28 protein-coding genes are annotated in these 26155 nt (G+C 36.4%); 8 read left to right on the top strand and 20 right to left on the bottom strand.

The window, feature by feature from the left end; all coding sequences use genetic code 11:
- Nucleotides 1-74: 74 nt before the first annotated feature.
- Genes MK805_RS14310 through MK805_RS14295 form a run of 4 tightly spaced genes read right to left on the bottom strand, consistent with a single transcriptional unit; the run spans nucleotide 75 to nucleotide 2701 of the window.
- Entirely contained in the window at nucleotides 75-752 is a 678-nt protein-coding gene (locus tag MK805_RS14310) for a phosphatase PAP2 family protein (protein WP_240876573.1), read from the bottom strand.
- A complete protein-coding gene (locus tag MK805_RS14305; RefSeq protein ID WP_240876572.1) occupies nucleotides 753-1637 on the bottom strand; it encodes a DUF8173 domain-containing protein in 885 nt (294 codons plus the stop codon).
- Nucleotides 1634-2152, bottom strand: a complete 519-nt coding sequence (locus MK805_RS14300) for an anti-sigma factor family protein (RefSeq protein WP_240876571.1) — start codon at nucleotides 2150-2152, stop codon at nucleotides 1634-1636. Before MK805_RS14300 ends, MK805_RS14305 begins: the two co-directional genes overlap by 4 nt.
- 6 nt (nucleotides 2153-2158) lie before the next feature.
- Nucleotides 2159-2701, bottom strand: coding sequence for an RNA polymerase sigma factor (locus MK805_RS14295; RefSeq protein ID WP_240876570.1), 543 nt, complete (start codon nucleotides 2699-2701; stop codon nucleotides 2159-2161).
- 330 nt (nucleotides 2702-3031) lie between these two features.
- On the opposite strand from MK805_RS14295, the gene MK805_RS14290 reads away from it, so the two are divergent.
- From MK805_RS14290 to MK805_RS14270, 5 genes are all read left to right on the top strand, one after another.
- Nucleotides 3032-3823 carry a polysaccharide deacetylase family protein gene (locus MK805_RS14290; protein WP_240876569.1) on the top strand — a complete coding sequence of 264 codons (792 nt, stop codon included), beginning with the start codon at nucleotides 3032-3034 and terminating at the stop codon, nucleotides 3821-3823.
- A 140-nt stretch (nucleotides 3824-3963) separates the two neighbouring features.
- Nucleotides 3964-4383 carry a hypothetical protein gene (locus MK805_RS14285; protein WP_240876568.1) on the top strand — a complete coding sequence of 140 codons (420 nt, stop codon included), beginning with the start codon at nucleotides 3964-3966 and terminating at the stop codon, nucleotides 4381-4383.
- A gap of 140 nt (nucleotides 4384-4523) precedes the next feature.
- Nucleotides 4524-5039, top strand: coding sequence for a hypothetical protein (locus MK805_RS14280; RefSeq protein WP_240876567.1), 516 nt, complete (start codon nucleotides 4524-4526; stop codon nucleotides 5037-5039).
- A 263-nt stretch (nucleotides 5040-5302) separates the two neighbouring features.
- Nucleotides 5303-5971, top strand: a complete 669-nt coding sequence (locus MK805_RS18060) for a phosphatase PAP2 family protein (protein ID WP_338057517.1) — start codon at nucleotides 5303-5305, stop codon at nucleotides 5969-5971.
- Between the two features lie 201 nt (nucleotides 5972-6172).
- On the top strand, nucleotides 6173-6814 hold the full coding sequence (locus MK805_RS14270; RefSeq protein ID WP_240876565.1) for a class I SAM-dependent methyltransferase: 642 nt from the start codon (nucleotides 6173-6175) through the stop codon (nucleotides 6812-6814).
- Between the two features lie 582 nt (nucleotides 6815-7396).
- Here MK805_RS14270 and MK805_RS14265 read toward each other — a convergent pair.
- Entirely contained in the window at nucleotides 7397-8860 is a 1464-nt protein-coding gene (locus MK805_RS14265; RefSeq protein WP_240876564.1) for an MFS transporter, read from the bottom strand.
- 124 nt (nucleotides 8861-8984) lie between these two features.
- Between MK805_RS14265 and MK805_RS14260 the strand changes: the two genes are divergently transcribed.
- Entirely contained in the window at nucleotides 8985-9860 is an 876-nt protein-coding gene (locus tag MK805_RS14260; RefSeq protein ID WP_240876563.1) for a LysR family transcriptional regulator, read from the top strand.
- Nucleotides 9861-10425: 565 nt separating this feature from the next.
- Here MK805_RS14260 and MK805_RS14255 read toward each other — a convergent pair.
- Genes MK805_RS14255 through MK805_RS14235 form a run of 5 tightly spaced genes read right to left on the bottom strand, consistent with a single transcriptional unit; the run spans nucleotide 10426 to nucleotide 14209 of the window.
- Nucleotides 10426-11235: an energy-coupling factor ABC transporter ATP-binding protein gene (locus MK805_RS14255; protein ID WP_240876562.1), complete on the bottom strand. Its 810-nt coding sequence runs from the start codon at nucleotides 11233-11235 to the stop codon at nucleotides 10426-10428.
- On the bottom strand, nucleotides 11228-12076 hold the full coding sequence (locus tag MK805_RS14250) for an energy-coupling factor ABC transporter ATP-binding protein (protein WP_240876561.1): 849 nt from the start codon (nucleotides 12074-12076) through the stop codon (nucleotides 11228-11230). The genes MK805_RS14255 and MK805_RS14250 overlap by 8 nt, the downstream gene beginning before the upstream one ends.
- Nucleotides 12073-12849 (bottom strand): energy-coupling factor transporter transmembrane component T family protein, encoded by a 777-nt coding sequence (locus MK805_RS14245; protein ID WP_338057516.1) that lies wholly within the window; start codon nucleotides 12847-12849, stop codon nucleotides 12073-12075. The genes MK805_RS14250 and MK805_RS14245 overlap by 4 nt, the downstream gene beginning before the upstream one ends.
- Before the next feature lie 5 nt (nucleotides 12850-12854).
- Nucleotides 12855-13457, bottom strand: coding sequence for an ECF transporter S component (locus tag MK805_RS14240; RefSeq protein WP_240876560.1), 603 nt, complete (start codon nucleotides 13455-13457; stop codon nucleotides 12855-12857).
- An 11-nt stretch (nucleotides 13458-13468) separates the two neighbouring features.
- A complete protein-coding gene (locus MK805_RS14235; protein ID WP_240876559.1) occupies nucleotides 13469-14209 on the bottom strand; it encodes a nucleoside phosphorylase in 741 nt (246 codons plus the stop codon).
- 184 nt (nucleotides 14210-14393) lie between these two features.
- Between MK805_RS14235 and MK805_RS14230 the strand changes: the two genes are divergently transcribed.
- Nucleotides 14394-15575 carry a glycosyl hydrolase family 18 protein gene (locus MK805_RS14230; RefSeq protein ID WP_240876558.1) on the top strand — a complete coding sequence of 394 codons (1182 nt, stop codon included), beginning with the start codon at nucleotides 14394-14396 and terminating at the stop codon, nucleotides 15573-15575.
- Nucleotides 15576-16000: 425 nt separating this feature from the next.
- On the opposite strand, the gene MK805_RS14225 is transcribed toward MK805_RS14230, so the two are convergent.
- The 4 genes from MK805_RS14225 to MK805_RS14210 all read right to left on the bottom strand — a co-directional run bounded on the left by MK805_RS14225 (nucleotide 16001) and on the right by MK805_RS14210 (nucleotide 20000).
- Nucleotides 16001-16501: a GNAT family N-acetyltransferase gene (locus MK805_RS14225; RefSeq protein ID WP_240876557.1), complete on the bottom strand. Its 501-nt coding sequence runs from the start codon at nucleotides 16499-16501 to the stop codon at nucleotides 16001-16003.
- Nucleotides 16502-16537: 36 nt separating this feature from the next.
- Entirely contained in the window at nucleotides 16538-17743 is a 1206-nt protein-coding gene (locus MK805_RS14220; protein ID WP_240876556.1) for an MFS transporter, read from the bottom strand.
- A 124-nt stretch (nucleotides 17744-17867) separates the two neighbouring features.
- A complete protein-coding gene (locus MK805_RS14215) occupies nucleotides 17868-19274 on the bottom strand; it encodes a S8 family serine peptidase (protein ID WP_240876555.1) in 1407 nt (468 codons plus the stop codon).
- A gap of 225 nt (nucleotides 19275-19499) precedes the next feature.
- A complete protein-coding gene (locus tag MK805_RS14210; RefSeq protein WP_240876554.1) occupies nucleotides 19500-20000 on the bottom strand; it encodes a GNAT family N-acetyltransferase in 501 nt (166 codons plus the stop codon).
- A gap of 435 nt (nucleotides 20001-20435) precedes the next feature.
- On the opposite strand from MK805_RS14210, the gene MK805_RS14205 reads away from it, so the two are divergent.
- Nucleotides 20436-21041, top strand: a complete 606-nt coding sequence (locus tag MK805_RS14205) for an AAA family ATPase (RefSeq protein ID WP_338057521.1) — start codon at nucleotides 20436-20438, stop codon at nucleotides 21039-21041.
- A 17-nt stretch (nucleotides 21042-21058) separates the two neighbouring features.
- Here MK805_RS14205 and MK805_RS14200 read toward each other — a convergent pair whose 3' ends face one another.
- The 6 genes from MK805_RS14200 to MK805_RS14175 form a co-directional block, all read right to left on the bottom strand.
- Nucleotides 21059-21466, bottom strand: a complete 408-nt coding sequence (locus MK805_RS14200; RefSeq protein ID WP_240876552.1) for an NUDIX hydrolase — start codon at nucleotides 21464-21466, stop codon at nucleotides 21059-21061.
- Between the two features lie 135 nt (nucleotides 21467-21601).
- Nucleotides 21602-22408, bottom strand: a complete 807-nt coding sequence (locus tag MK805_RS14195; protein WP_240876551.1) for a histidinol-phosphatase — start codon at nucleotides 22406-22408, stop codon at nucleotides 21602-21604.
- Nucleotides 22409-22423: 15 nt separating this feature from the next.
- Nucleotides 22424-23197: an SDR family NAD(P)-dependent oxidoreductase gene (locus MK805_RS14190; RefSeq protein WP_240876550.1), complete on the bottom strand. Its 774-nt coding sequence runs from the start codon at nucleotides 23195-23197 to the stop codon at nucleotides 22424-22426.
- A gap of 30 nt (nucleotides 23198-23227) precedes the next feature.
- Entirely contained in the window at nucleotides 23228-24331 is a 1104-nt protein-coding gene (locus tag MK805_RS14185) for an inositol-3-phosphate synthase (protein ID WP_240876549.1), read from the bottom strand.
- A 39-nt stretch (nucleotides 24332-24370) separates the two neighbouring features.
- Nucleotides 24371-25108, bottom strand: coding sequence for an SDR family oxidoreductase (locus tag MK805_RS14180; protein WP_240876548.1), 738 nt, complete (start codon nucleotides 25106-25108; stop codon nucleotides 24371-24373).
- A 44-nt stretch (nucleotides 25109-25152) separates the two neighbouring features.
- Complete coding sequence (locus MK805_RS14175; RefSeq protein ID WP_240876547.1) at nucleotides 25153-26154, bottom strand: phosphotransferase enzyme family protein; 1002 nt, start codon at nucleotides 26152-26154, stop codon at nucleotides 25153-25155.
- Nucleotide 26155 lies beyond the last annotated feature (1 nt).

The raw sequence follows: 26155 nt of genomic DNA, 5'->3' as shown, positions 1-26155 counted from the left end.
TCCGAATAGAAAGAATACTCCCACAAAAGGATGCATGAACACCGACTCCTTGTACGCCCCAGAAGTTTTATAACTTAATTCTTTTCACCTCTATTTTTCTCTCTTGTCTCCAGAACAAGCCTCAGACCTATTAAACAAATCATTAACCATGCTCCACCAGCTGCATATCCAGCTAAAACATCACTTGGATAATGGACTCCTAAATAAATTCGACTCATCCCAACCATCACAACCATAATAACAGTACTTATGATCACAATAACTTTTGGTGTTCTAGATTTTAAAAATACCATTAACAGCATGCAAATCATTCCATAAAAAACGAACGAAATCATGGAATGACCGCTGGGAAAGCTATAGCCGGTTTCTTGAATGAGACGATGCAGAGTGGGTCTTTGGCGGTGAAAAATCCATTTGAGTAATTGGTTAAACAGCCCCCCTCCTGCTATCGCAATGACAAGAAACAAAGACTCCCATCTTTTCTTTTGCCATACCATCCACGACACAGAAATAATAAGAAATAATATTAATGCTAATGGAGAACCAAAAAAGGTAAAAAATTTCATCATCGAAGTAAGTTGTGGTTTAACAAATGTCCCTATCCAATTGATAATAGTTTGGTCGAAGTGAAATAAGTCAGCTTCCACCAATTCATCCGCGAATTTTGCAAAGACAAATGTGAAAAAGGATAAAAACAAAATAGAAATCAGTATGTACTTTTTGGTAGATGTTAAGGTTTTAGACCAGTTCATCTATTTCATTCCTTTAATTTTTGGTTTGCTCCATATATCCTTTTTCTCCCATAACCATGTAGTCATAAGACCTAGCGATAACCAATGAAGACCTAATAACAAAATTCCTCCTAATAATGGGAAATTAATAACGGAAGCAAGGATAGCTGAACCTACTGCTGCGATCAGCCATTTTTCGCGGCCTCTTAGCAGGGAAATTTGTTCGCCAATCATGATCGAAACAGCCGTTAAACTAATGATGCTAAAGACCACCAGAATAAGGGCTAAAATAATGAGGATCGGGATTCCAATAATACTAATGATGAGAAGAAAGGCAATGGCTATTAATAATAAACTAGTTGTAATACCTATTAATATGGTTTGCTTTAACTCTTGACGAATTCTCACAATAAAAGGATCGATTCGTTGCCGTGCGATGAGGACAGTTGCTATGGGCAGAATGAAAAGTAACAAACTGAAAGAGAATCGAAAGAACCACCAACCAAATAAAAAACTGCTAGTGATCAGCAAATTGTTTGCCATTTGATGGTCAAAAGACAGATGGAAAATTTCATCTGTAACTTTAGCTCCTGGCTCTTGTGTAATCTTTCCACCGATCACAAGTACTAATTCTCCTACTTGTGCACTTTTCTTAAGATGAAGATTACCACCCACCACGATAATTTCTCTAGCCGATCCTGCTAATGTAACATCATCGCCAAACTCGACGATGTGATCGATTTTTTGTCGTTCGGAAATTACCAAATCTTTATATGAAAACACCGTATTATTATTGGAAAAGGACAAGATATCTGGATTATTTGATGCATAAACATTTACGCTTCCCATCCATATATACCCAATAACACAAAATAGGAGACTTAATAAAATGAACTTCTGTTTCATTGTTGCATCTCCACCTTCTTTGAACTCAACAATAGGCGCAAAGACCAAAGGGATGCCCCTATCAAAGGGAAACAGAAAATGGCTACAGTTAGACTTAAGTACGGTATAGCAGAAAAAACGGTATGAAAACCATGAACGAGATGGTACAAAATACGAATAGGAGTAAAAGAAAATAGACTTCCTAATAGAAAAAACAGAGATATATGAATGACAAGCAAGAGTAAAATACTACTTATCGTACTCCAACGTAAGGCAGTATACGAAAAGATAACTGGTACTTCCCGATAAGTTTGTTCTTCATGAGAATGTATCCCTTGCATTACCTTGCTGGTTATATTCTTCGGTAATAAAAGGCTTTCGAAAGTATTTTTCAGTTGCCCATTCATCCACGTAAAATCTCCATATAGTTCGAGGCAATCTGTACAATCTTGCAAATGCTTCTCTACTACTAATCTTTCCTGTTCTTTCAATTCATTATCTACATAGGCAGATAGCAAATGATCCACATGTTGCATTTTTGATCACCTCTGACTTTTTAATTCATTTCGTAATGTCATACGAGCAGTATGTATTCTTGATTTGACAGTACCTTCAGGAACATCCATAATTTTCGCTATGTCTTGATAAGAATATCCCTGTATTTCCCTTAGTAAAAAAGCAGAACGATGCTCAGGAGATAAAGACTGCAAAGCTTGGTATAAATCCATTTCCAATTGTTTTTGTTCAATAGGAAGATTTGAGTCTTGAATACTCTCTATTTTATTGGTCAGCCAATCACTGACAACCGCTTTCTCTTTATATCGCTTCTTTAAACGATCATTACAGAGATGATATACAATCTTACTTAACCAAGAAGTGAAGGCAAAGGGACTTTTTAGATTTTCCAAAGAGAAATAGGCTTTGAGAAATGCTTCTTGAAGTACATCTTCTGCCTCAATGGTATCATTCAACATGGCTACAGCTTGATAATATACTTGTTTTTTGTATCTCTCTACAAGGGCTTCAAATGCATTTTTATCCCTTTGTTTTGCTTTGGTGATCAGATCGTAAAGCTCTTGGTCCACACCCTACCCTCTCCTGCCTCCACTTCAATAAGATAGTTCTATACCTTAATAGACGGTGAATAACGCAAAAAAGTTCACCGTCTATCTCCATTATTTATATTTCTTTCTTTTTTATACAAATGATAAAGGTATCCGTCCCATCAAAAATCAATAAAAGGAAAACAAAAACGATGGAAAATGCTTCTTTGATGAACTTTTCTTGTGCTTCAGCCGTCTCTTTTATTGTTTTATAATAATGAGATAGAACGAAGTACTCCTATTTTATAGGAAGGCTTTATTAGTACAACTTTGTGGCATATTAGGAAAGCCACAAAAAAGGAGTTTTCACATATGTTGCATTTTGTTGAGAGGCATTTTTCGTTGGCAATAATAATATCTATTGCAATTCTATTTTTTGTATATGCAATCCTTCCAGCTATCGCTACTTTGGGATTAGGTATTGGGGTATACAAAAGAAGACCTATTCGACATGGATTAGCTTTTACCTTTGATGATGGTCCTGATCCAATATATACTCCTCAACTACTTGATCTTTTAAAAAAATATAATATCAAAGCTACCTTCTTTACTCTTGGGTCAAAAGTAGAAAAATATCCAAATTTAATTCGTCGCATGCATCTCGAAGGTCACTCGATCGGAGTACACAATTATGTCCACAAATCTAACTGGTTTCGCTCACCATGGGCTATTCGTCGTGAATTAAATCAATCGGCTTCGCTTATTGAACAAATCACTGGAGTCCGTCCCATTTTTTATCGACCTCCTTGGGGACTTCTAAACTTATTTGACTTTGGATTGAGAAAACATTTTCAAATTATACTGTGGTCCTTAATGGTTGGCGATTGGAAAAGTAAGGGAGGAAGCGACAGAATAAAGAAAAATCTGCTTCAAAACATAAAAGACGGGGATATTATTCTGTTACATGATAGTGGAGATACATTTGGCGCTGATATTGATGCACCATCGTTTACAATCGAAGCTCTGGAATATGTTTTCCAAAGTGTTCTTCAACAAGGATATCAATGTATGAGAGTAGATGAAATGCTGCAACAAAAAGCTTTTCTCCCAGTCGTTTCTTTACAAATCCAGTCCAGTCCGAAACAGGATCGATTAGGTTCATAGTTTAGAAGTATTAGCACAATCCGATGTACAAATAACGATTGCGTTTAGTATAACTGGAGGGAACAAGCTCCTCCCTCCCCACATCACCATCAATTTGTTATAATGGCAATAATTAGAATGATTAAGGAGCGACAATTGTTATGATCACAAAATTATATGCCAAAAATAAATTAACACCAGATGAATTATCTTACTTAGAAAAACTGGTCAAAGAATGCATTTTGTTCTTAACCAAACACCTTTTATACATAAGCAGTCCAATCTCAAATCCTTCTTCTAATAGAGAATATATTAAAACAGCTAACCAATTAAATGCTTTGAAAAACCTAAAAGAAAAGTTTCAACTTCGTAAATTAGAAAGAATAAATACAATAGAGTTTCAAAGCCTTACCAAATTAGTCGATGAAAGATTAGAAACACTAGAGTTTGAGTCTCAGAAACTTTCTTTTGAAGCTGCTTTTGCTAAGCGTTTAGAACGAATAGAAATAAACAAATTGCTGGATGAAAACATAGAAGAAGAAATAAAACTGAAAATTATACAATCGAAATTACAGCCTTAATGGACAATGTACTTATTGCTGTCAAATCCCTTCGAGTATCTATTTTAAATCCTAGAAAGCAATATTTTTCCTATACCAAATGAAACAAATGTAAACTAGAATGATAGCATCAATGATGTAAAGCAGCAGGAGGGATTGCTATGGAATTTCATACAATTTTAGCGTTAAGCCGTCATTTAAATCCACTGAACTGGTATATCCGCGCGATTTTCTTAATTGGCAGCTGTTATTTTGCTTATAAACGCAGCTGGATAGGATTAGTTAGTACCTTTGTTTTTATGACTTTAATCCTAGTAGGCTCCGTTGCAAATGGAGCATTCGATAACCTTCAAATGCAAGCGGGTCTAGAATATGAAAAAATATTATTCCATAGCCCTCTCTCCACTTTGGCTATAGTCTTTGTATATCTTATGTTTGCCGTATTGTTATGTTTGGCTTTTTGGAAACACTCTATTAAATTAGGTCTTATCATATGGAATATATATTTAGTCGGAAAAATTTTATTGGGATATTTTTATATGGGAGATAGTGCTTGGACTACTATTAGCTATACCATTTTCGGTCTAATCATCATAAATCGAGTTGGACTTTACTTATTACGACAAAACACAAAAAGAAAACTTCACAAAGCAGATAATCACAACTCAAAATATTAGCAGCGAATTTCTTGCACTTCGCAGCTTTTACGATAAGATCCCCGAAACCAATTGGTAAAGGGATCTTTTACTTTGTGCACACTTGATTTGCTATTGAGACATTTAAAACAAGAAAATATGGTAAAGTTCCGCTGTAAATTTGCATATCCATATTCGTAACAACCAAAAATTAAAGTCTCCTGCCAAACGAATTTCTGGCAGTCAACATCAAGCCACAATTCTACCCATCCATTGTACAAGTACTGCTGAAGGGACATTTTTTAATGAGAACTTTTTCTCTATCTCGATCAACCAAAACATACATCCTGTTTTCTCTTGTAACGTTTAGCTTTTTTATAATGATGTTTTGGAAAATTTCCAATGACCTAGTAAAAAACAAGCTTTACCAATTTGATTCCATCATCATCAATTGGCTGCATACTTTTTACCCTTTTCTAAACCAACCGATGAAGTTTTTTGCTTTTTTCGGGCAAAGTGAAGGCATATTTTTACTCCTTTTCATTTTTTCAACTTTATTCATTTGGATGCAAAGAAGACTGGAGGCTTTTTTTCTCATCATTGGATTAGCAGGAGCACAGTATTTGAATCTCCTTTTGAAATCCACACTCCAGCGTCCACGTCCAGATTGGGATCAAATTTTAATAAATTCAGGCTTTAGTTATCCGAGTGGTCATGCGATGCGGTCGATTGTTTTTTATGGTATGTTATGTGTTTTGTTTGTAACAGCTGTGAAATCAAATTCTGCAAAAGCTTTTATTATCCTGACCACTGCTGTTTTCGTTACCTTGATTGGGATTGGTAAGGTTTATCTTGGGGCTCATTGGCCAAGTGATATTTTAGGCGGGTATGCTGTTGGAGGTGCTTGGTTAACCATTTGCCTCTTGGGATTAAAAATAGCAAAAGACATGGAAAACCAAATAACCCATTCCTAAGCCGAGATAATTTATATATAAAAGGGACAACTCACTGAGCCACATGCCTAATCCTTCACTCCCAATGATGAATGTATCCTTTTATTGCCTGTGACTATTTTTCACTTGCTGAAAGAAAAAAGATGTGATATTTTGAGAGAAATTAACATTTAAAATCATACTATATTTATAGAAATTATAAGCATTGAAGGAGTGCACATCATGGGTCGGGAATTTTTAGACATCTTTGAGGGTTGGGCAGAACAATATGATTCTTCGGTTTCTGGACAGGATGAAGAATACAAAGAAGTGTTTGAACAGTATGAAGCTATTTTGCAGGATACAGCGAAGTTAGCATTTGGAAATGTGTTGGAGTTTGGGACAGGAACAGGAAACCTGACAATGAAACTACTTAATAACAATTTAAATATTTACGGAATTGAGCCCTCGAAACCGATGAGGGATCTAGCGATTGAAAAACTAGGTAATCGTATACCCATTAAAGATGGGGATTTCCTTCAATTCCCAAAACCTGATGTTCAAATTGATAGTATTGTCAGCACATATGCATTTCACCATCTAACAGATATAGAAAAAGAAGAAGCCGTTGAAAAGTATAGTAAATTCCTCCAATCCGGCAGCAAAATACTATTTGCTGACACCATGTTTGAAAATGAAAAATCATATATTGATACAATTAAGCACGCAAAACAGCGTGGATTTCATAATTTAGCAGAAGATTTACAAAGGGAGTACTATACAACCATTCCTGTGTTGCGTAATATGTTTGAAAAACATGGATTTGATGTGACTTTTACTCGTTATAATCATTTTGTGTGGTTACTAAATGCAACGAAGAAATAATGAGACAAATACTCTACTTGTTGGAAAATTCATATCATAGTATAATACACAATGAATGGACAGGGACGTAGCTTAGTGGTAGAGCAACCCTCAAGGGATTAGGTCAGAGGTTCAAGTCCTCTCTTCCTTGTTCGTTCAAGCGTGGGTGGTCTCAGGATCATCCACGCACCAAGTTTCTTATATTTAGTAACTTATAGTTATGATGATATAAAACCAACCATCTATGTATTGAACGTTTTTAGTTCAACCATGATTGGTTGGTTTGACTATTTACGGAGTTCTATTTATTTTTAAAATGCAAAGTTTATGAACCTGTTGCATTATTCAACGTAGAAGCACAGATGTGCGCCTCAGACAAGGGCACAAGTCTCGCTTTGGTGGATGGAGCGTCCTTTGTGTTTTTCAACAACAGACACAGAGAACACTTTATCCAGCGTTCAAATTTATTTATGCAACAACCTCTTATATTTGAGTCTTTTCATTCTTTGATTACTAAATACATATTGGGAGAAATGTCGCACTTGGCTTGACAATCTGCCATAAAGTGTAAAATTAATGCAACTGGCTTTTAGAATAAAACATTCATCCAGACTGTTTAGCATTTTGAATCTCGTGTACAAGAAGTTGTTTTTGTTGAATTCTCATCAGAAATAACCCTAGTACCAGTGAAATAGCAAGAAATAAAGCGAAAAAGCGAAAACCCATATTTGTGCTTTTAATGAATACACTCTTTGAATTGGCATCTAATATTGCTCCTGGTTCGGAAAACATTTTCGTAACATTTATCGATGTACTGCCAAGTTGTACAACCAAGAGCACAAGCGCTTGACTCATTGCCCTGCACATGTTGTAGATAGTCCCAAACATGCCAGAAGCGGATCCTGCTTGTTCCAGAGGAGCGGCGGACAATACCGCCTTGGCAAGAGATGGCCATGAAAGCCCTGTCGCCGCAGAAATGATCAAAAGCGGAACAATGACAGCCATGTTTGATAACTGGGTACCTAGTTGACCTAGTAACAAAAGAGAAACCCCTATTAGGAATGATCCTAATAGAATCATGTTCACTGTACCAAAACGGTCGGCCAGTTTACCTCCTATGGGACCTGTAAATAGCTGAGGCACAGATAACGGTATTAATAATAACCCTGTCTCCAATGAACTTAGATGTTGTGCTCCTTGCAGGTACAAGGTAAGCAAAATAGTGACAGAGAAATAACCAATGCAGTAACTCATCGTGATCCCAAGACCAATGGTATATCGTTGATTGCGTAAAAGACTTAAATGAAACAAAGGATACTGAACCTTTCGTTCAATGTATCCAAAAAGAGACCAAAAAATTAGCGTAGCTGCAAATAACCCTATTGTTCCTGCTGATGCCCAACCCAATGCCGTTCCCTCAGACAAAGCAACAAGAAAGGCAACCAATCCAGAACCGAAAGTCATAATACCAAGCCAATCCGTTTTCTCTCTCTCACCCGTTCGCGAGCTCTCCAAAACAAACACGGCAGCAATCAAGCTGATAATCCCAAAAGGTACGATTACAAAGAAAATGGAACGCCATCCAAACTCACCTACCAATGCACCACCAAGCACTGGTCCAATGAGTGATCCTGTCACCCAAGAAATATTATTGATACCTAAAGCAAATCCAAGCTGACTTGATGGAAATGTTCTCATAAGGATTGGGGTTGTTGTCGCCATTGCCATTGCCGCACCAACTCCTTGAAGAAGACGAGCAGCTATTAACGATGAACCGGAATTCGCTAATCCACAAAGTACTGTGGCAAAAGTAAACAAGCCAAATCCCCATAAAAAAATTTTTTTTGTTCCAAACATGTCTGACCATCGTCCCGACGGAAGTAAAAATACAGTATTCGTGATAAAAAAGGCAGTTATGGTCCACATGCCAGTGGCAATTGGAATTTGCAAATCTTTAACAATAGGTTGTAGGCCAATTACCACAATCGTTGCATCTAAGTTCGAGATAAAAGAAACAAAGGTAATTACAGATAAAACTGCCCATTTATTGGGTTTTACAGCAAACATATCGCTTCCTCCTGTGACTTTTCAAATTTCTATAGCCAATATACAATTACCCGATTATCATGTAAAATGAATATAAATAATATAAAGATTCACTTTCAGTGATTTATCAGAAAGGGGGATCACTTTGGAGAACAATGATTTACGAATTTTTCGTGCAGTTGCACATGAAGGAAGCATTACCAAAGCCGCACAGTCACTGGGCTATGTCCAATCAAATGTAACTGCTAGAATGCAACATCTGGAAAAAGAATTAAAAACTACTCTTTTTTACCGAAAACGCGGGATGATGTTGACACCCTCAGGAGAGAAACTACTCGATTATGCCGAAAGGATTCTGCAATTACTGGAAGAAGCGCATAAAGCATTAAATGACGATCTAAAACCAGCAGGTCGACTTGCAATTGGTGCATATTATACGGTATCCGCTTTTCATCTTCCGAAAATTTTAGTGGATTATCACACCACCTATCCTGAAGTGGAACTCTCGCTTGAAACAGACGTATCAACAGTACTCATAGATAAGGTAAACCATTTCCAACTGGATTGCGCATTTGTCGCATCTTCAGTAAAAGATGATCGTATTGTAGAAGAACTTGTTCATGAAGATGAACTCTTATTAATTACGAACCCAGCAAATGAAAACCTCAAAGACATATGTAAACAGCCCTTTCTAATGAATACTAAAGGATGTTTACATCGAGATAGATTGGAGAATTGGTTAAATTTAAATGGAATTACTTCCTTTCGATACATGGAATTCAATCAAATGGAGGCAATACTAAGAGGGGTTATCGCTGGGCTTGGTTCCACACTTGTTCCAAAGTCTGCCGTTCAATCTTATATACAAGAAGGAAAATTGCGGTCGTATACTCTCCCCCAAGAATACAGTCTATCAAGAACATATCTAATCCGTCATAAAGATAGTTTAGTCACAAGCGCCTTTTCCAAATTTATGGAAATGCTCAAAAAGAGTCAATTATATGAGCAACTGGACATGTAAGAGGTCACATAACATTGGAGGGTCTACAACTGATAATCTTCCTCCTCGTTGATCTGTAGATTATCCCACTGGTGACAACCAGTGGGGATTTTCCTTTTGTAAGATACAGATTCATTCAATTTCTGATTCTGAATAAGGTATTCTACAATAAAAGTAATCCCACTTGTTAGGAGATTACTCCTATTGTAAAAATTAACCGAACGGGAGATTAGCTCATCTGGATAAAACGCGGCTTTATGGTATGAGGTGAGTGGTTCGAACCCACTATTTTCTGTTTAAGAGTGTAGATGGTCTCTTGATCATCCACACCACCAACTTTTTGAAACAGTTTACCCAAGATTGTTTTTCAAATCTTTTAGGGATATAAAAACCATCCATCTATGTGTTGAACCTTTTTAGCTCAGATCAAACATGAATGGTTGGTTTAATTATTTCGAATCTATCTATATTACATTTATTATATGCCCAAAAAGTGAAATTTAATAAAAAATACATTTCTAAGCCGCTCGAGTTTAATTACTGGTAAAGGTTAGCTGCTTTTTTCGACAGTAAAAATCAGAAAGTCTCACAATGCTATTTTCGAATCAGTCTTTATTGTTTCTATTAACTCTTTTTCAGTAAGAAAAACTTGTTTATATCCTAACCAATAACCAAGTTGAGTTATAGATGGAGGTTCCACACGGGCAGCAGCTAAGATATCGGACTCTGCGAATACTTCCCGTGTTGATCCATCTAATATCGCCTTTCCTTGTTGAAATACAATCGTTCTCTCAAAGTTTTCAGCAACAAAATCCATATCATGAATAATCGTCATCACTAGTTTCTGCTTCTCTTTTAACGATTGAATAATCTCTTTAATCTTTTGTTTTCCCAAATGGTCTTGTGCGATGGTTGGTTCATCTAAGATGATAATATTGGTATCCATGGCAATGATGGAAGCAATACAAAGTAATTTCTTATCGGATAAACTCAGGTCTTGGGGATTCACCTCTAATCTATTTTCTAAACCAACCATTTTCAAAGCATTCAACGCATTTTCTTTGGCCAGCTCAGGATTTTGTCCAATATTTAAAGGGCCAAATAATACTTCTTCCAACACACTTCGCTTAAATATTTGATCATTTGGATTCTGAAAAACTAGTCCAATTTGTTTTGCTAGAGTAGCTGGGGTCGTCTCATTTACACTGCTATCACCAATTATAATGTCTCCACTACTTGGCTTTAACAAACCTTTTAAAAGCTTAACAAAAGTTGTTTTACCAGCTCCATTCTGACCAATAATCGCTGTAGACCGCTGATCAAAATGAAGTGTTATGTCTTTGATGATTTCGGTACCTGCTTGATACGAAAAAGAAACATCTTTGACTTTAATCATGTATTTTACCCCTTAATACTTCAACTGCCTCACTTAATGTTGCTGGATATGTTTTCTTATCTATATTTTTCTGTTTCAGCGCTTGACAAACCCTCGTATAAACAGGGGCTACTACTCCATACTCATGTAAATCATCTCGTGAAAAAATATCTGCGGGTGAAGCGAAATCTACACATTTACCTTCATGAAGCAAGAGAACACGATCAGAGTATTCTGCTATCTTTTCGATCTTATGTTCTACCATAACAACAGTCATACCTTGGTTACTTAACTCGCCAATTGCACGAAACACTTCTTCCGAACCTTGTGGGTCAAGCTGTGATGTTGGCTCGTCTAACACAATTACGTCTGGTTTCATCGCTACTATGCTGGCAATCGCCATTCGTTGCATTTGACCTCCAGATAAATCAAAAGGATTACGATTTTTTACAGCCGTAATATCAAATAGATCTAAAACAGAGTCTATCCGCTCTAACATTTCTATTCGTGTAAGCCCCATATTTTCAAGGCCAAAGGCAATTTCTTCATATACGGTGAGTTTGGAACCAGTTACTTGTGTAAATGGATTTTGAAATACGATGCCAACTTTTAAGGAAAGTTCACTAATCGAACTTTGTTTTACCTCTATTCCATCAACTATTACTTTGCCGCCATAAGCGCCTTGATAAAAATGGGGCACAAGTCCTACCAATGCTTGGCATAAGGTAGACTTTCCAGCAGAATTTTGTCCAATGATGCCAATAAATTCACCCTGATTTATCGTAAAAGAAATATCATCCAATGCAAGTTTTTCAGTTGAAGGATAGCGATATTTTAAGTTTTCCACCACAATTTTCTTCATAATACCACCCTCCAAATGATTGCTGCCAACAGAACAAGCCAAAGGGTAAATTGAATGAAAGTAGTATATCTGTAATTTTTCACTTCATTCAAAAACGTTTTATGTCTCAAGGAACTAAAACCACGTACCTCTAAGGCCATTGCTCTTTCTCTTGTCTGAATTAGTGAATTTAATACCACTGGACCAAGGAGTGGTAAAAACGCTTTGATTCGAACAAATAAGTTCCCTTCCGTCTCCATACCACGGGACCGTTGTGCATCTGAAATTGTCTCCATTGTAGATAGCATCTGTGGGATAATTTGAAACACGGATTGTAGAACGTAACCAATCTTTGGTGAAAGTCCTTTTCGTACTAAAGTCTCAACCAAATCAGATGGTTTCGTTGTTAAGACTAATATCATAAATGCAGCAACAATATTTAGGACACGTAAAGTAATTTGTAGTGCATAGAAGAAACCTTCTTTGTAAAACAAGAGAGGTCCAAGGTGGAACAAAGGTGTAGCATTTTCCGCATGAAACAAACCTTGAATGATTAGCACAGTAAGTAAGATAAGGAGCACAAAGCCAAAGATAGGCAACGATTTTTTGAAAACGTTTGCAATCAGCAATAGCACCGTATTCATTATAATACCTGCTATCAACACTGGGAAAAGAGGTAAAATCAAGGGAACCACAATGATGATGAATATATAAATAAGTTTGTTAATGGGATGAACGTGATGAATAAATGTATTTCTATCTTCATATAAAGTAAGTGCCTTCAAATTATTCACCTGCTTTAGTCAAGTGACTCAATCTTGTTATTACTCTTGTAGAGTTGTTTTAAGTTATTTGGCAGACCTCGGAATATAGCATAACTGATGAGCACCGTAATTAATTTATCAGGGACATCCACTACAAGTTCATCTAAGAACGAAGCGAACCACACTAACTTGGTTTTAGCCATTACAAGAGCAAATAGAGCATCTCCCCACAAGTTGCCAGTTTGTCCGCCCCAAAAGCTAATATTAAGCGGAGTAGAAATGACAACAGCAGTTAGACCAACCGCGATACCAACTATTATCGCTTTTGACCAGCTAGAAATCCAACCCTTATACGCTAAGATCCCTGCTACCAGTCCCATAAACAAACTTGTTATTCCATATATGAAAGAAATAGGATCCATTGTAAGGCCATAAATCACATTGTTAATAGCTCCAGACAAAGCGCCAATGATTGGACCTCCAAGCATACTTGCTAACATGGTGCCAATTGCATCTAACCAAAGTGGCAGCTTTAAAACACTAGCTAATGTTTTCCCAATATAGTTAATCCCAACAGCAACTGGAATAAGTACTAATGAAGCAGTAGATAATCGAAAAGACCACATGCTTTTATTCATTAAATAACCTCCTATTCATTATAAAGACGAACCAGTGCTTCACATGCAGTGTGAATCATCCGTTCTTCTCCCTGTGCACTAATAGCTGCTTGATTTACGTATTCATTAATCCCCTCTTTTAAGTCTCCTTCCGTTTCTACAACCACATTTAAAATGGAGGCTGTACGTATTTGACGTAATCGTCCGATAACAAATAACGCAGCACTTTCCATATCTCCTGCAAGTACTCCATGAGCTCCCCAGAATTGATCTATTTCTGCTTCATGATCCGTATAAAAACTATCATGACTGCGGATAACACCCAAGTGATGAGGATATTGGCAATCTTTAGCTGTATTTACAAGGTGGAAAAGCAAATGGGTATCAGGTATTGCTGGATAGGATTTCTCTATATAGGAAACAGAGGCACCATCATGTCGCACAGAACCGTTTGCAATAACAAGATCACCTAAACGCATCCCATCTTGAAGTGCACCACAACTGCCAATCCGAATCATTGTGTTTATTCCAACATTTTTTAATTCTTCTACAGCAATGCCTGTGGATGCGCCGCCAATTCCTGTAGAAGTAACAAGAACATCTAGCCCTTTATATTTCCCTTGAATCGTTTTGTATTCACGGTTATAGGCTATTTGTATAGGCTCATCCAAATAAGCAGCTACTTTATCAACCCTTTCAGGGGCACCCGGCAAAAGTGCACACTTTGCTTTAACTTTGCCAATCTGAATATGAGGTTGTACCGCTAACTCCATAATCCCATCCTTTCTTTTAAAAAAATTTTATAATACTTATTTTTTTATTATACCACCCATCTGTGATTTATAAATATAAATATACGATTGGTAAATACCAGTAAACACCAATTAAACACTGATCTCAAAATACATAAATATCAGAGATGAGAAGAATTATAGATAATAAAAAAGGAGACAAAAAATGCGTAAAATTTATCTGCTATTTATGGTACTTTTCCTACTCATAACCGGATGTAATCTAAACATGCGAAGTAGTGAGAAATCTCCCTATTCCAAACGCCTTAGCAATCACATAACCCGTCCCAAAATAAAAACAATGAGTAGTAAAGGAAGAACAGTTCCTGTCAAACGAGGGGAAAATACACTCCCTATAAAAGCGGTCAAACCTACCATTGAATCCATCGGATTTCTAGAACCAATAAACCCTAGTCAAGCTATTTCGGATATTAAGCAGACAGATAAAAGCTTGACCTATATTGCGAATTTTAGTTATCAGGCTCAGGCTAATGGGGATTTGACCTCTGTAAATGATTCTGCTGCTATAAAAACAATAAAACGGCATCGTGCAACTCCAATGTTGGTTATTACCAATTTTGCAAATGGTAATTTTCAACCAGCTATCGCTCATCGGCTTTTTACTGATCCGATCGCATCAAAAAATCTAGTTCATAATGTCATTCAAATCATGAAACAAAAAGGATATCAAGCCTTAAATGTGGACTTCGAACACATCTATGTAAAAGACCGACAATTATATAATCAATTTCTAGCCACTTTATTGCCAGCTGTTAAAAATGAAGGATTTCTTGTATCTACCGCACTAGCACCAAAGACAAGCGATAAACAAAGTGGACCTTGGCATGGTGCTCACGACTATGCTTTCCATGGCCAAATAGCGGACTTTGTGATTTTAATGACCTACGAATGGGGCTGGACAGGAGGACCTCCGATGGCCGTTTCTCCTATTCCTCAAGTTCGTAAAGTTATCGATTATGCCATTACAAAGATCCCCCGAGATAAGATCATCATGGGAGCCCCTCTATATGGGTATGATTGGAAATTACCCTATATCAAGAACGGTCCAAAGGCAAAACGTGTATCTCCACAAGAAGCTGAAACTTTCGCCCAAGTTAGATCCATTAAAGTACAATACAGCAATCAGGATCAAGCTCCTTATTATGTCTACACTGATGATACAGGCAAAAAACATATTATTTGGTTCGAAAACACACAAAGTGCACAAGCCAAATTTAATCTAATCAAATCATATGGTCTTCGAGGTATTGCTTATTGGGTTCTTGGTGAGAACTTCCCTAAAAATTGGCAATTGCTCCAAGATAACTTCATCATCAAGAAAAGGTAATGAATGGAAGTACCTCTTCTAAATAAACAAGTGGCCTTGCATAAATTGCTATTAGGCCACTTGTTTTTTTGCTCTATTTTTTCCGTTAATGAATATTCAACTTTTGGTGGCATTACATTGTATTGTTGTTCCATTATATTTTAATTCATTTCATTGATAAATTTTTGTATTATTCCTTTGCTGATGAACAACAATAGAGAATAGTATTATTTTTTATTTATATGATTATTAACACATATATGTAAAATAATGATAACTCAGATAACATAATTTAGATGCTGGAGGATTGGGCCATCCAACAAAAAAACCTCCAGCTAAATGTTGTGAGGTTATGTTTCTAACAAGGTAATATATTTCATTGTATTCTCCATTTCTAATGCACTTTTCCTACACTTCTGGTTTTACCAGAATTAAACTATGAGCCTCTATTTACTTTCATGGAATCCGAACCTTTGGTTAACTGCCAGCATTGAATAATTTTCCTCATGAACACTGGTAATCATTTTTTGGATTCCTTGTTTTTTTGCATAATCTATCGTTTTTTCTTTTAACATAGAAGCTATTCCATTTCCCCTAAACTCTTCTTTTACAACGGTAAGCCCGTAGTCTGCAACCTTTTTATCTCGATCCAGAGTGATACTACTCAGACCGATCCAGTTATTATCTACTGCTGCAATGAATTGACTTTCTCTTCGATCCCAGTAGCAACGGTAATATATTTTGTCTATAAATTGATCAAATGATTCGAATTCACCATTTTGTCCTGGGTCTCCCAAAACGCCTTCCTTTACCAATTCATAAAGTTTAAACTGGTTTTCTTGATTATCAGGTACATCCGATAAGCGAAAAAAAGAAACATCTTTGAAATTTGATTTGTAACTGATTGAATTATCAGTTTTATTTAGTTCCAAAATTAGTTTTTTCATGATTGTTCTCCTAATTTATCTCGTTCTCCTTATTCTTTAAGGAACGGATACTCGGGAATGCCAAGCAACAAGGTTACCAACGAATGCTAATACAGAAATAAAAATCAAGGTGTTTGGCAGTCCAAAGCGATCAGCTAACGGACCTGCAAGAACAAATCCCAGTGGCATAAAAATAAAAGTTACTAACGATTCAACGGAATATACACGGGATAATACTTGATCAGGAATATGTTGTTGCAAAAGAGTATCGAAGATGACGTCTGCTACCACAATACTAAGGGAACCCAATAAGGAAAATAAAATCAAAAAGGAAACAGGTAACGGAGGAACAAGAACCAGTACTTCCAATGGGACAAAAACAGCCATGAAGATCAAACCATAAAATAGCGGATGAACAGGTCGGAATCGAATAGCAATAACCCCACCTAGTACCGCGCCAATAGAGCCACCCATCAAAATAAATCCCCAACCGGTAGATCCATTTGACCCTTTTTCCATAACAAGTGGACCCAATACGTTGTAACAAGCAATCACAAAATTTTGCAGAGCGAAGGCGATGGTCGTTGCCCACAACCAACGATGACGGAGAAGTTCGTAAAATCCCTCTTTTGCTTCTTTTAAAAGGGATTGCTGTTCTACTTTTTCCAAAGTTTTCAAAAACGGGATGAAAGCCAAACAAACGGCACTGATAAGAAAGGTACATGCATCGAAAAAGAAAATCGTACCAAACCCAACCCAATGAACAAGTATTCCAGAAAGAGCAGGTCCAAAAATCATAACAAAATTTTGAGAAACACTTAACAAGGCATTCGCTTGTTGTAAGTTATCAGATGCTACTAATTTCGGTAAAACTCCACTTGCTGCAGGAGAGAAAAATGCACCTGCCATCCCAAAAATACCTGCTGCTACTGCTAAATGCCAGATCTGTATCTGATCGAAAAAAAAGAGAAACGCAACGATAAAATGAACAGCAGCTCGTACTACATCTGTAGCAATCATCACCATTTGCCTTGGTAATTTATCGGACCATACCCCACCCAGTAACAAGAAGACAATTTTAGCTCCCCAGAGTGACCCAAGTACGATACCTAGATCAACTGCAGAATCGGTAATCTTTAGAACGGCAAAGGTTACTGCCACTGGAACGAAACTATCCCCGATAGAAGATGTGAGTTGTCCTATCCAATAAAGAAAAAAATTATGTTCTTTCAGAACACCTATTGTATTTACATTTCGTTTCAAAAACACTCCACCTAACTCTAGTATTGTATTAGGCTTAAAAAACAACAAAAAACCAACACCTTTGTTATCCAGTGAATAGCAGTAATACATTCTGCTACATTCTTTGGTTCAAACTGTTGGATTTTTATCTACTTTTATACCACTCTAATATAGGAGTATAAAAAAATTTTACTACTTCAGGATTCGGATCAGGTGAAGGCTCTACCTTTGGGGCATCAGGATAAAATTCACGTAAAAAGGAATGGATACAAATTTGAATATCGATGGAGTTGTCCGGGGCAAAATCCATCCACTTGTGAAGTTCTTCTTTTGTAGAAGTTTCCAGCAATGTATAAGCCCAATCTTCCTTAACCCCAAAATCACTCGATTCTTCATGAAGTTGTTTCCAATACTTTTCTCTTTCTCTATCGTTAATGGGAGAACCCAGCCCATGAATCGCTACTTTTTTTACCATTGGAGATTCGTCTCTTGTAAACTCCCAAATTTCCTCTCGTATTTTTTTTCCTTTTTTAATTAACGAGGTCAAAGCTAAAGCTCTTTCTAATGGATTGATGCTTAAAATAGATTGATCTTCATTTGTGACTTTTATTAATGGATCAAATGAAATAGGTTCATTACTTAAATCTCTTTTTGCCAATCGATGAACAGCTCTGTCTCCGTTAATAATTGGAGCAGGGAAACCCTCTAAAATTGCTCCTGTTTCAGTTAACAAATTCCGAATTTCATTTGAGGTTACCTTGGGCATGATCGAGCATAGATATGCAACTAATCCGGTTACAACGGTAGAAGTACCACAAGTCCCAGCAAAAAAATCTAACCCTTGTCCAGTCAAACTAGGCAAAGGCAAATAAGTATAAGGAGCAAGCAAATCAGGTCTCCAATGACCATCTCCATTTAATCCTGTGGATACAGAAGGATGAATGGCATAGTTTTTTGAATCGCTTAATCCCTTATCATTGTAACCACCGATAACAAAGTACTTTTTAGGATGTAAATTATTATGAACCCTTGAATTTCCTCCAGCTGCAATAACCAAAACTCCAGCATCAAGAATAGGCTGCATAGCTTGAACATTTGGATCTTGTTCAGTTGGAGACATCCAGCCTCTCTCCTGTGGGACTAGTAAGTTAAGACAGATCTTTACATTCCAATCTTGTTGTAATATCCATTGTAGCCCTATTTTCCTTTTTTTCGGTTCTTCCTCATAAAAATAGATAAAATAAGCAGAAGGTGCTAATCCAGTATACAGCTGATTATCATATTCAAAAGGCTGGTGGGCTAAAAGATTAAGTATCATTAACCCATGTTCTAAATGTCTTTTTACTTTCTTAACAGGTGGTTCCTGCAAAACATCCAAACAATGAACATTCAAATCATTATCCACATTTACTTGTACTAATCTTCCATCCAAATGCTGTATGGAGGAATGTGAAACGATTTCATCGAAAATGATAATACCAATTCCACGACCTGAATCCTCGTCTGGTGGTTTTAAAAGACCAATACGTTTCCAAACCGGTTCCACTAACACTATCTTCACTCCCGCAAAATACTCTAATAACCGTGATGCCTAAGCCAAAGTTCCAACCCAAGAATCGTAATAAGAGAGCTTGCTTGGACCATCCAACAAAAAAACCTCCATCTAAACGCTGTGAGGTTATGTTTTCTAACGAGGTAATATATTTCATTGTGTATTCTCCATTTCTAATGCACTTTTCTTACACTTCTGATTTTACCAGAATTAAACAATGAGCCTCTATTTACTTTCATGGAATCCGAACCTTTGATTAACTGCCAGCATTGAATAATTTTCCTCATGAACATTGGTAATCATTTTTTGGATGCCTTGTTTTTTTGCATAATCTATCGTTTTTTCTTTTAGCATAGAAGCTATTCCATTTCCTCTAAACTCTTCTTTTACGACATTAAGACCACAGTCTGCAACCTTTTTATCTCGATCCAGAGTGATACTACTCAAACCGATCCAGTTATTATCTACTGCTACAATGAATTGACTATCTCTTCGATCCCAGTAGCAACGGTAATATATTTTGTCTATAAATTGATCAAACGATTCGAATTCACCATTTTGTCCTGGGTCTCCCAAAACGCCTTCCTTTACCAACTCATAAAGTTTAAACTGGTTTTCTTGATTATCAGGTACATCCAATAAGCGAAAAAAAGAAACATCTTTGTAATTTGATTTATAATTTATTGAATTATCAGTTTTATCTAGTTCCAAAATTAGTTTTTTCATTATTGATCTCCAATTCTCTTTTAAACTGCTCGTGAAATTAAGATTCCATCACCTAATGGTAACAATATAGATTCTAGCGCATGATGTCCAGCAGTGATTATTACTGTGGTCTTTAAATTATCACTTCACCTTTAACACTTTCACCATCTCAATAAAATGCCAAGTATCTCAATTTGTCTTTCCATTTAAAGAAATCCTTACATAAACCTCTCTCGGCTTTGATTTTGGCATATTTGATTTCACCAAAAAAAGATAGAAAATATGCGATGAGCACATTTTCTCATGGGTCGATTGAGTTGGGTAAGTTGTGCAAAGTTTGGCGCTTACTTACCAAGTTTTTTGTGTCAGAAGTAAGGGGAAGACAATTTACAATAATATCGGACGAACTTATTAGCTGTTTCATTGGTAATATCGAAATATTTGCTTCTAATATGAATTTCCGCTATTATATGTAATATTATTTCTATTCTAACTTTTAAAAGGAGAACTACTATTATTAAATCTCACATCGGAAAACGCATTTGGATTATTGGAACATCTGGAACAGGAAAAACAACTCTTGCAAAGATCATTTGTCAAAGTTTGAACTTAACTCATTATGAATTAGATGAATACTTTTGGGGTCCTGAATGGACAAAATTAGACGAAGGTGAATTTTTAGACAAGATTTCCCGGATTTGCACTCTAGAACAATGGGTCATTGATGGTTTATACATGCAAGCGAAAGATATTATTACAAACCAAGTTGACACTATCATTTGGCTAGATTTCAAAATACAATTAATCCTTTATCGGATCATAGTGAGGACATTCAAAAACTTAATAAATAGAAAACAGTTGTGGAACGGTAATCGTGAAAATATAATCCACATCTTTAGCGACTTTATTCCCTTTATCATTAGAACTTACAGAAAAAATAGAAAGTCTAATACAGAACTTTTTAAAAAACTTAATGAAAGAGTTTGTTGTATCCGAATTGAAACGGTAAATGAGTTTAACAGTCTAATAAATACTCTGAATAATGAATCCAAACAAAACTGAGTGACTACTAAAAAAATTTACTCCGCCAAGTAGCGAGCAGAATTTGAAATCAATGCCTTTAAATTACCATACCAAGGCATTAGTTCTTGAGCTTGTTCAATATCTTTCCATTCAACCTTTTGAATCTCTATATCATTTCCTTGCTCAATTTCCCCCCCAATAATTCTTCCTCGAAAGGTAAAGAATAAATCATGTTCTTTAGCAAATCGCTCATTAATATTTACGATTCCTTCCACCTCTACATCTAGACCTGTTTCCTCTTTTGCTTCACGTATAGCTGCGTCACTCAAAGTTTCACCGACTTCCCGCTTTCCACCGGGTAAACTCCAAGATTCTTCGTTTTGAACCATTAAAATTTTTTTGTTTCTATCATCTACAATAAGCACATACACTACATCTACACGTTCTAATTCCACATTTACCATTTATATCGCCTTCCATCTACCAAAATTTTCAACATGATACTATTCTATTAAATTCGTTACTATTGTCAATATTACACTGAATTTAGTTTGGAAATAAAAGTAGCTCTTGCAATAAGCAAAAGCCATAGATGAGCACTATAGAGAAATCATTTCTCGCTTCCTTTGTCGAAAAATAGCCCATTCTCTATAACCTATCTCTTTAAGAAAACTTCTGACTTTATCCCAATCGTCCGCAACTCGTTCTGGTTCATGTGCATCTGAACCAAAAGTTACTTTTACTCCATAAAAACAAGCTTTCTCCAAAATATCATTCGAAGGATACCAACCACCACAATCTTTTGTCTTACCAGAAGTATTAACCTCAATGGCTACATCATGCGATGTTATTAACTTTAATGTTTGATCCACCGTATCTGTTTTGATCTGTGAAAAATAAGGAAATCGTGCTTTAATTGCATCAATATGTCCAAGTATATCGAACATGTTACTTTTTACCGATTGCTGGATTAATTCGTAATAGATCTCCTTCTCTTTTAAATAATCAACTTCACTTAACCCTTCCCATCGTTCTTTTATAAAGATATTGATACCACCAGTCCGATGAATAGAACCGATAATATAATCAAAGGGATACTTAGCAAACGTATTTCTATAAAGATCACTAAATTCAGAAATAAAATCCGATTCAATTCCAAGCAAAATCTCTATTTTATCTTTGTGAATTTCCTTTAAGCGGAGCACTTCAGATACATAATTAGGAAATTCACTCTTTGCCATAGCAACCCAAGGCTTAACATGATCCTCTTCACTTCCAAAAAAAGGTGAATGGTCCGAGATACCTATTACTTGGAGACCATAGGTAATAGCAGATTTTATATAGTCTTCTAGGTTCCCAACAGCATGTCCACACCGTTCATGATGAGTATGCAAATCAAATTTCATGCTTTTCCCTCCAGTTTATTGAGCAGTATAACCCCCATCAACCATTACGTTTTCTGCAGTTATAAAACTTGACCCATCTGAAGCTAGAAACACGATAACTGATGCAATTTCATCTGGATCAGCTGTTCTCTTTAACATATGAGCTCCACCAATCTCAGGATGCATGTCTGCTTGTTCTCGATTTAATCCCATCGTTTTCATTGTGAAATCTTCACCATTTTTTGTCCAAACGGTTCCCGGACAAACTGCATTCACACGAATGTTATGTTCTGCTAAATCCAAAGCCATACATCTAGTCATATTGGCAACTGCAGCTTTGGTAGCATTGTATGTCAGATATTTAGGCTGGGCAATAAAGCTCGAAGTGGATGCAATGTTAACAATAGCTCCATTTCCCACTTTCATCATTTCAGGAACTACATGTTTCACACATAATGCATATCCCATGATATTGACATCCATAATTTTTCTCCATTCTTCAACTGTTGCTTCTATACCACGCATGATAAAAACTGCTGCACCATTCACTAATACATCAATCCGGCCAAATGTACTTATCGTTTCTTGTACCATGTTAAGCACACTAGCCTCATTAGCTGTATCTGTCTCAACAAAAAGCACTGGGTGACCGCTATCTTTTAGTTCTTTTTCAGTTTGCTTTCCCATTTCACTGTTGATATCTGCTATGACAACGCTTGCTCCATAGTGAAGGAATTCTTTACAAGTTGCTTTACCAATCCCCTGTGCACCACCAGTGATAATAACGACTTTCTCCTGAATACCCCGCATCTTTTCCTCCTTAGGTTATTTTCAGAATATTTATCTAGGAATCTTAACTTTTGAATAGCGCTCAACAAAGCTGGATAAAAGTTTCAAAGCCTCTGATTCTGTTGCACCATAACGTGGACTTTTAAATAGCATAGGACATACATCATCAATTACTCCTGATAAACCATGATCTTTTGCAACCTTAGCGATTCTTATTGCATTGATAACTACACCAGCAGAATTAGGACTATCCTCCACTTGAAGACGTAATTCTAATGATATTGGCGATCCCAAAACTGAACTACCTTCAAGTCGTAAATAGCAAACTTTACTATCACCAAGGTATTGTACATATCCATTTGGACCCGCAGAAACATTACTTGCATCTATTCCAGCAGCATGAAGAGCATTACGTTTTGACTTTTGCTTACTGGCTGATCGATTAGGTGAGGAAAGATTCAAAAAGTCACTATTTCCTCCAAAATTAAGCTGATAGGTATCATCTACTGTAATTCCACGTGATTGAAAGAGTTCAATCAAGGCTGTGTGAAGAGTTGTTGCACCAAGATGACTTCTTAAATCGTCTCCCAGTAATGGAACTCCATATTCATGGAATTTAGCTTGGAAATATGAATCTGTTGCTACTGGTTCTGGTGTAGCATTAATGAAAGCAACCTTTGCTTCCACTGATGCAGTTGCATAAGCTCTAACAGCTTCATATGATCCAGTAGGAAGATAGCAGATTAAAACATCAGCTTGCACTTCTTTCAATCTCTCAGAAACATATTTCGTATCTACTTCATTGATTTGAGAGGATAGTTCGATAATTTCGGCGAGTTTTTCCTCTACTCCATCTAGTAACGGCCCTGCTTCTACTAAAACATTTTGCTTTGGAACTTCTGTATGTTTCTTAGCAACGTTTGGTTCAGCAAAGATAGCATCTGCTAAATCGAATCCCACTTTTCTTTGATCTACATCAAAAGCACAAACAAAATCAATATTATTTGCATTATAGCTACCAATCTGTTCATACATAACACCTTTTAGAGTGTCTCCTACTACCTCTTCTTTTGCCATAGTAACTAGCTGAACTAGACTAGAAGCACATGAACCAACGCCAACAACAGCAACACGAATATTACTCAAAATAAACACAACCTTCCGCAAAATGTTCTTTCAAAAATTCCTTTTCATTTACCAATTCAATTGCTTTCCGTCTCGAAAAAAAGCTCCAGATAGATGATTGTCAGGCAAAGTTGCTGCCCATACCACACCTTTAGCACCCTCTTCTACAGATCGGACAGCATCTGAACCTCCCATATCAGTTTGAACCCATCCTGGACAAACTGCATTAACCAAGATATTAAATCCATTGACCTCTGCTGCAATAATGCGAGTTAAGATATTTAATGATGCTTTAGAGATTCGATAGAAAGGACCATATCGCAGATCTCTTCGGATCAGATCATTCATTTCCATACTTGTGATTCGACCCATACCACTAGAAACATTTACAATGCGCCCATAGTTAGCTTGTTTCATGTATGGAAAAAAGATCTGAATCAGATTTAAAACTCCATACACATTTGTTTCCATTGTTAATCTTAATAATTGTACATTCATCTCTAACAAACTAGGACATTTTCCATTTGTTTCATTGTCTAAAAACACGCCTGCATTATTAACCAATACATCAATTCGACCAAACTGATTTACTATAAAATCTCGGAGACGACAGATGCTTTTTGAGTCTGTTACATCAAGTTGGTGACCATAGATTATCGAACCATTAGAACTAAGTTCCTCAACAACTTTGTGAACAACATCTTCATTTCGACCAGTCAGACAAACTTGATAACCCATTTCACCTAATTGACGGCATACTTCTTTTCCAATTCCTCTACTAGCTCCTGTAACAACAGCAACACACATATCACTATATCAATCCCTTCTAAATCATCGACTCATTAAATCTGTTATTTTAGTTGATTGATTACGGGATTTAGCTGATGTTTAATAGAAATGATTGCATCTACAGACCATTTTAAATACCAATTCAATAAATTTGGCGCATAAATACGCATAAGATCTAGATAACGTTTAGTAGGTATATAGTGAAGTTGTAATAATGGAACAATAACTGACCACTCTTCCCGTGTTAGACGACTGTGTGTGGAATATATTTCGAGAAATTTCTTAGTGTAGCTTGGATTAATTTCAAAACTCCCACGTCTTTTTCGAGTTAGAAGGAATGCCGCTAATGCGATATCATATATACGCGGGCGAATTTCTACCGTATCCCAGTCAAGAACTGAAATAAGTTTGTTTTGATTAAATATCAAATTGGTACCATGAAAATCACCATGCGTCAGAACAAATGGAAGAGATTGAAACCTATCAGAAGAAAGAGTCATCAAAGCATCCTCTAAAGTAGCGGAAAACAATTTTATAAGTTTTTCCACATGCTTTCTATTTGCACACCGAAATAATGCGATTTCTGTCTCCTTTAATCCCTGTTCAGGAGATTCTATCCATCTTTCTACACCAATATTTGGGTTGGTAGGTCCATTGGGAAATTTATCGATTTGGTGTAGGTTTAGAAGTGTAGCTAAAGCTTCAAATATGTCCTCATTTCGACCAAGTTGATAAAACCTTCCTTCTATATATGGTCTAAGTTGCCAATAATCGTCTGCATAATACACGGTTTGGTCTCGTTGCCTTGACTCAATCAAAGGAGCTACAGGAAACCCAAGCACTAGTAGTGATTCAGTGAGTCTCTCCAGATACTGTAACCACTCTCGATTACGGTTACGAACACATTTCCGAAGCACAAATAAACCTGAATTGCTTCTTATTAACCAACATCGATTAGGACTAGCTCCTTGGAGAATTTCAATATCCGTTAAACTTCCCATGAAATATCTGTTGAAAACTTCTTTAGCAAGTTGAATCTCTGTCTCCATATCTACGCTAATCATA

Source organism: Shimazuella soli (assembly GCF_022511585.1).
GTDB classification, from domain to species: domain Bacteria; phylum Bacillota; class Bacilli; order Thermoactinomycetales; family Thermoactinomycetaceae; genus Shimazuella; species Shimazuella soli.
This window is presented reverse-complemented; position numbering and strand designations above follow the sequence as displayed.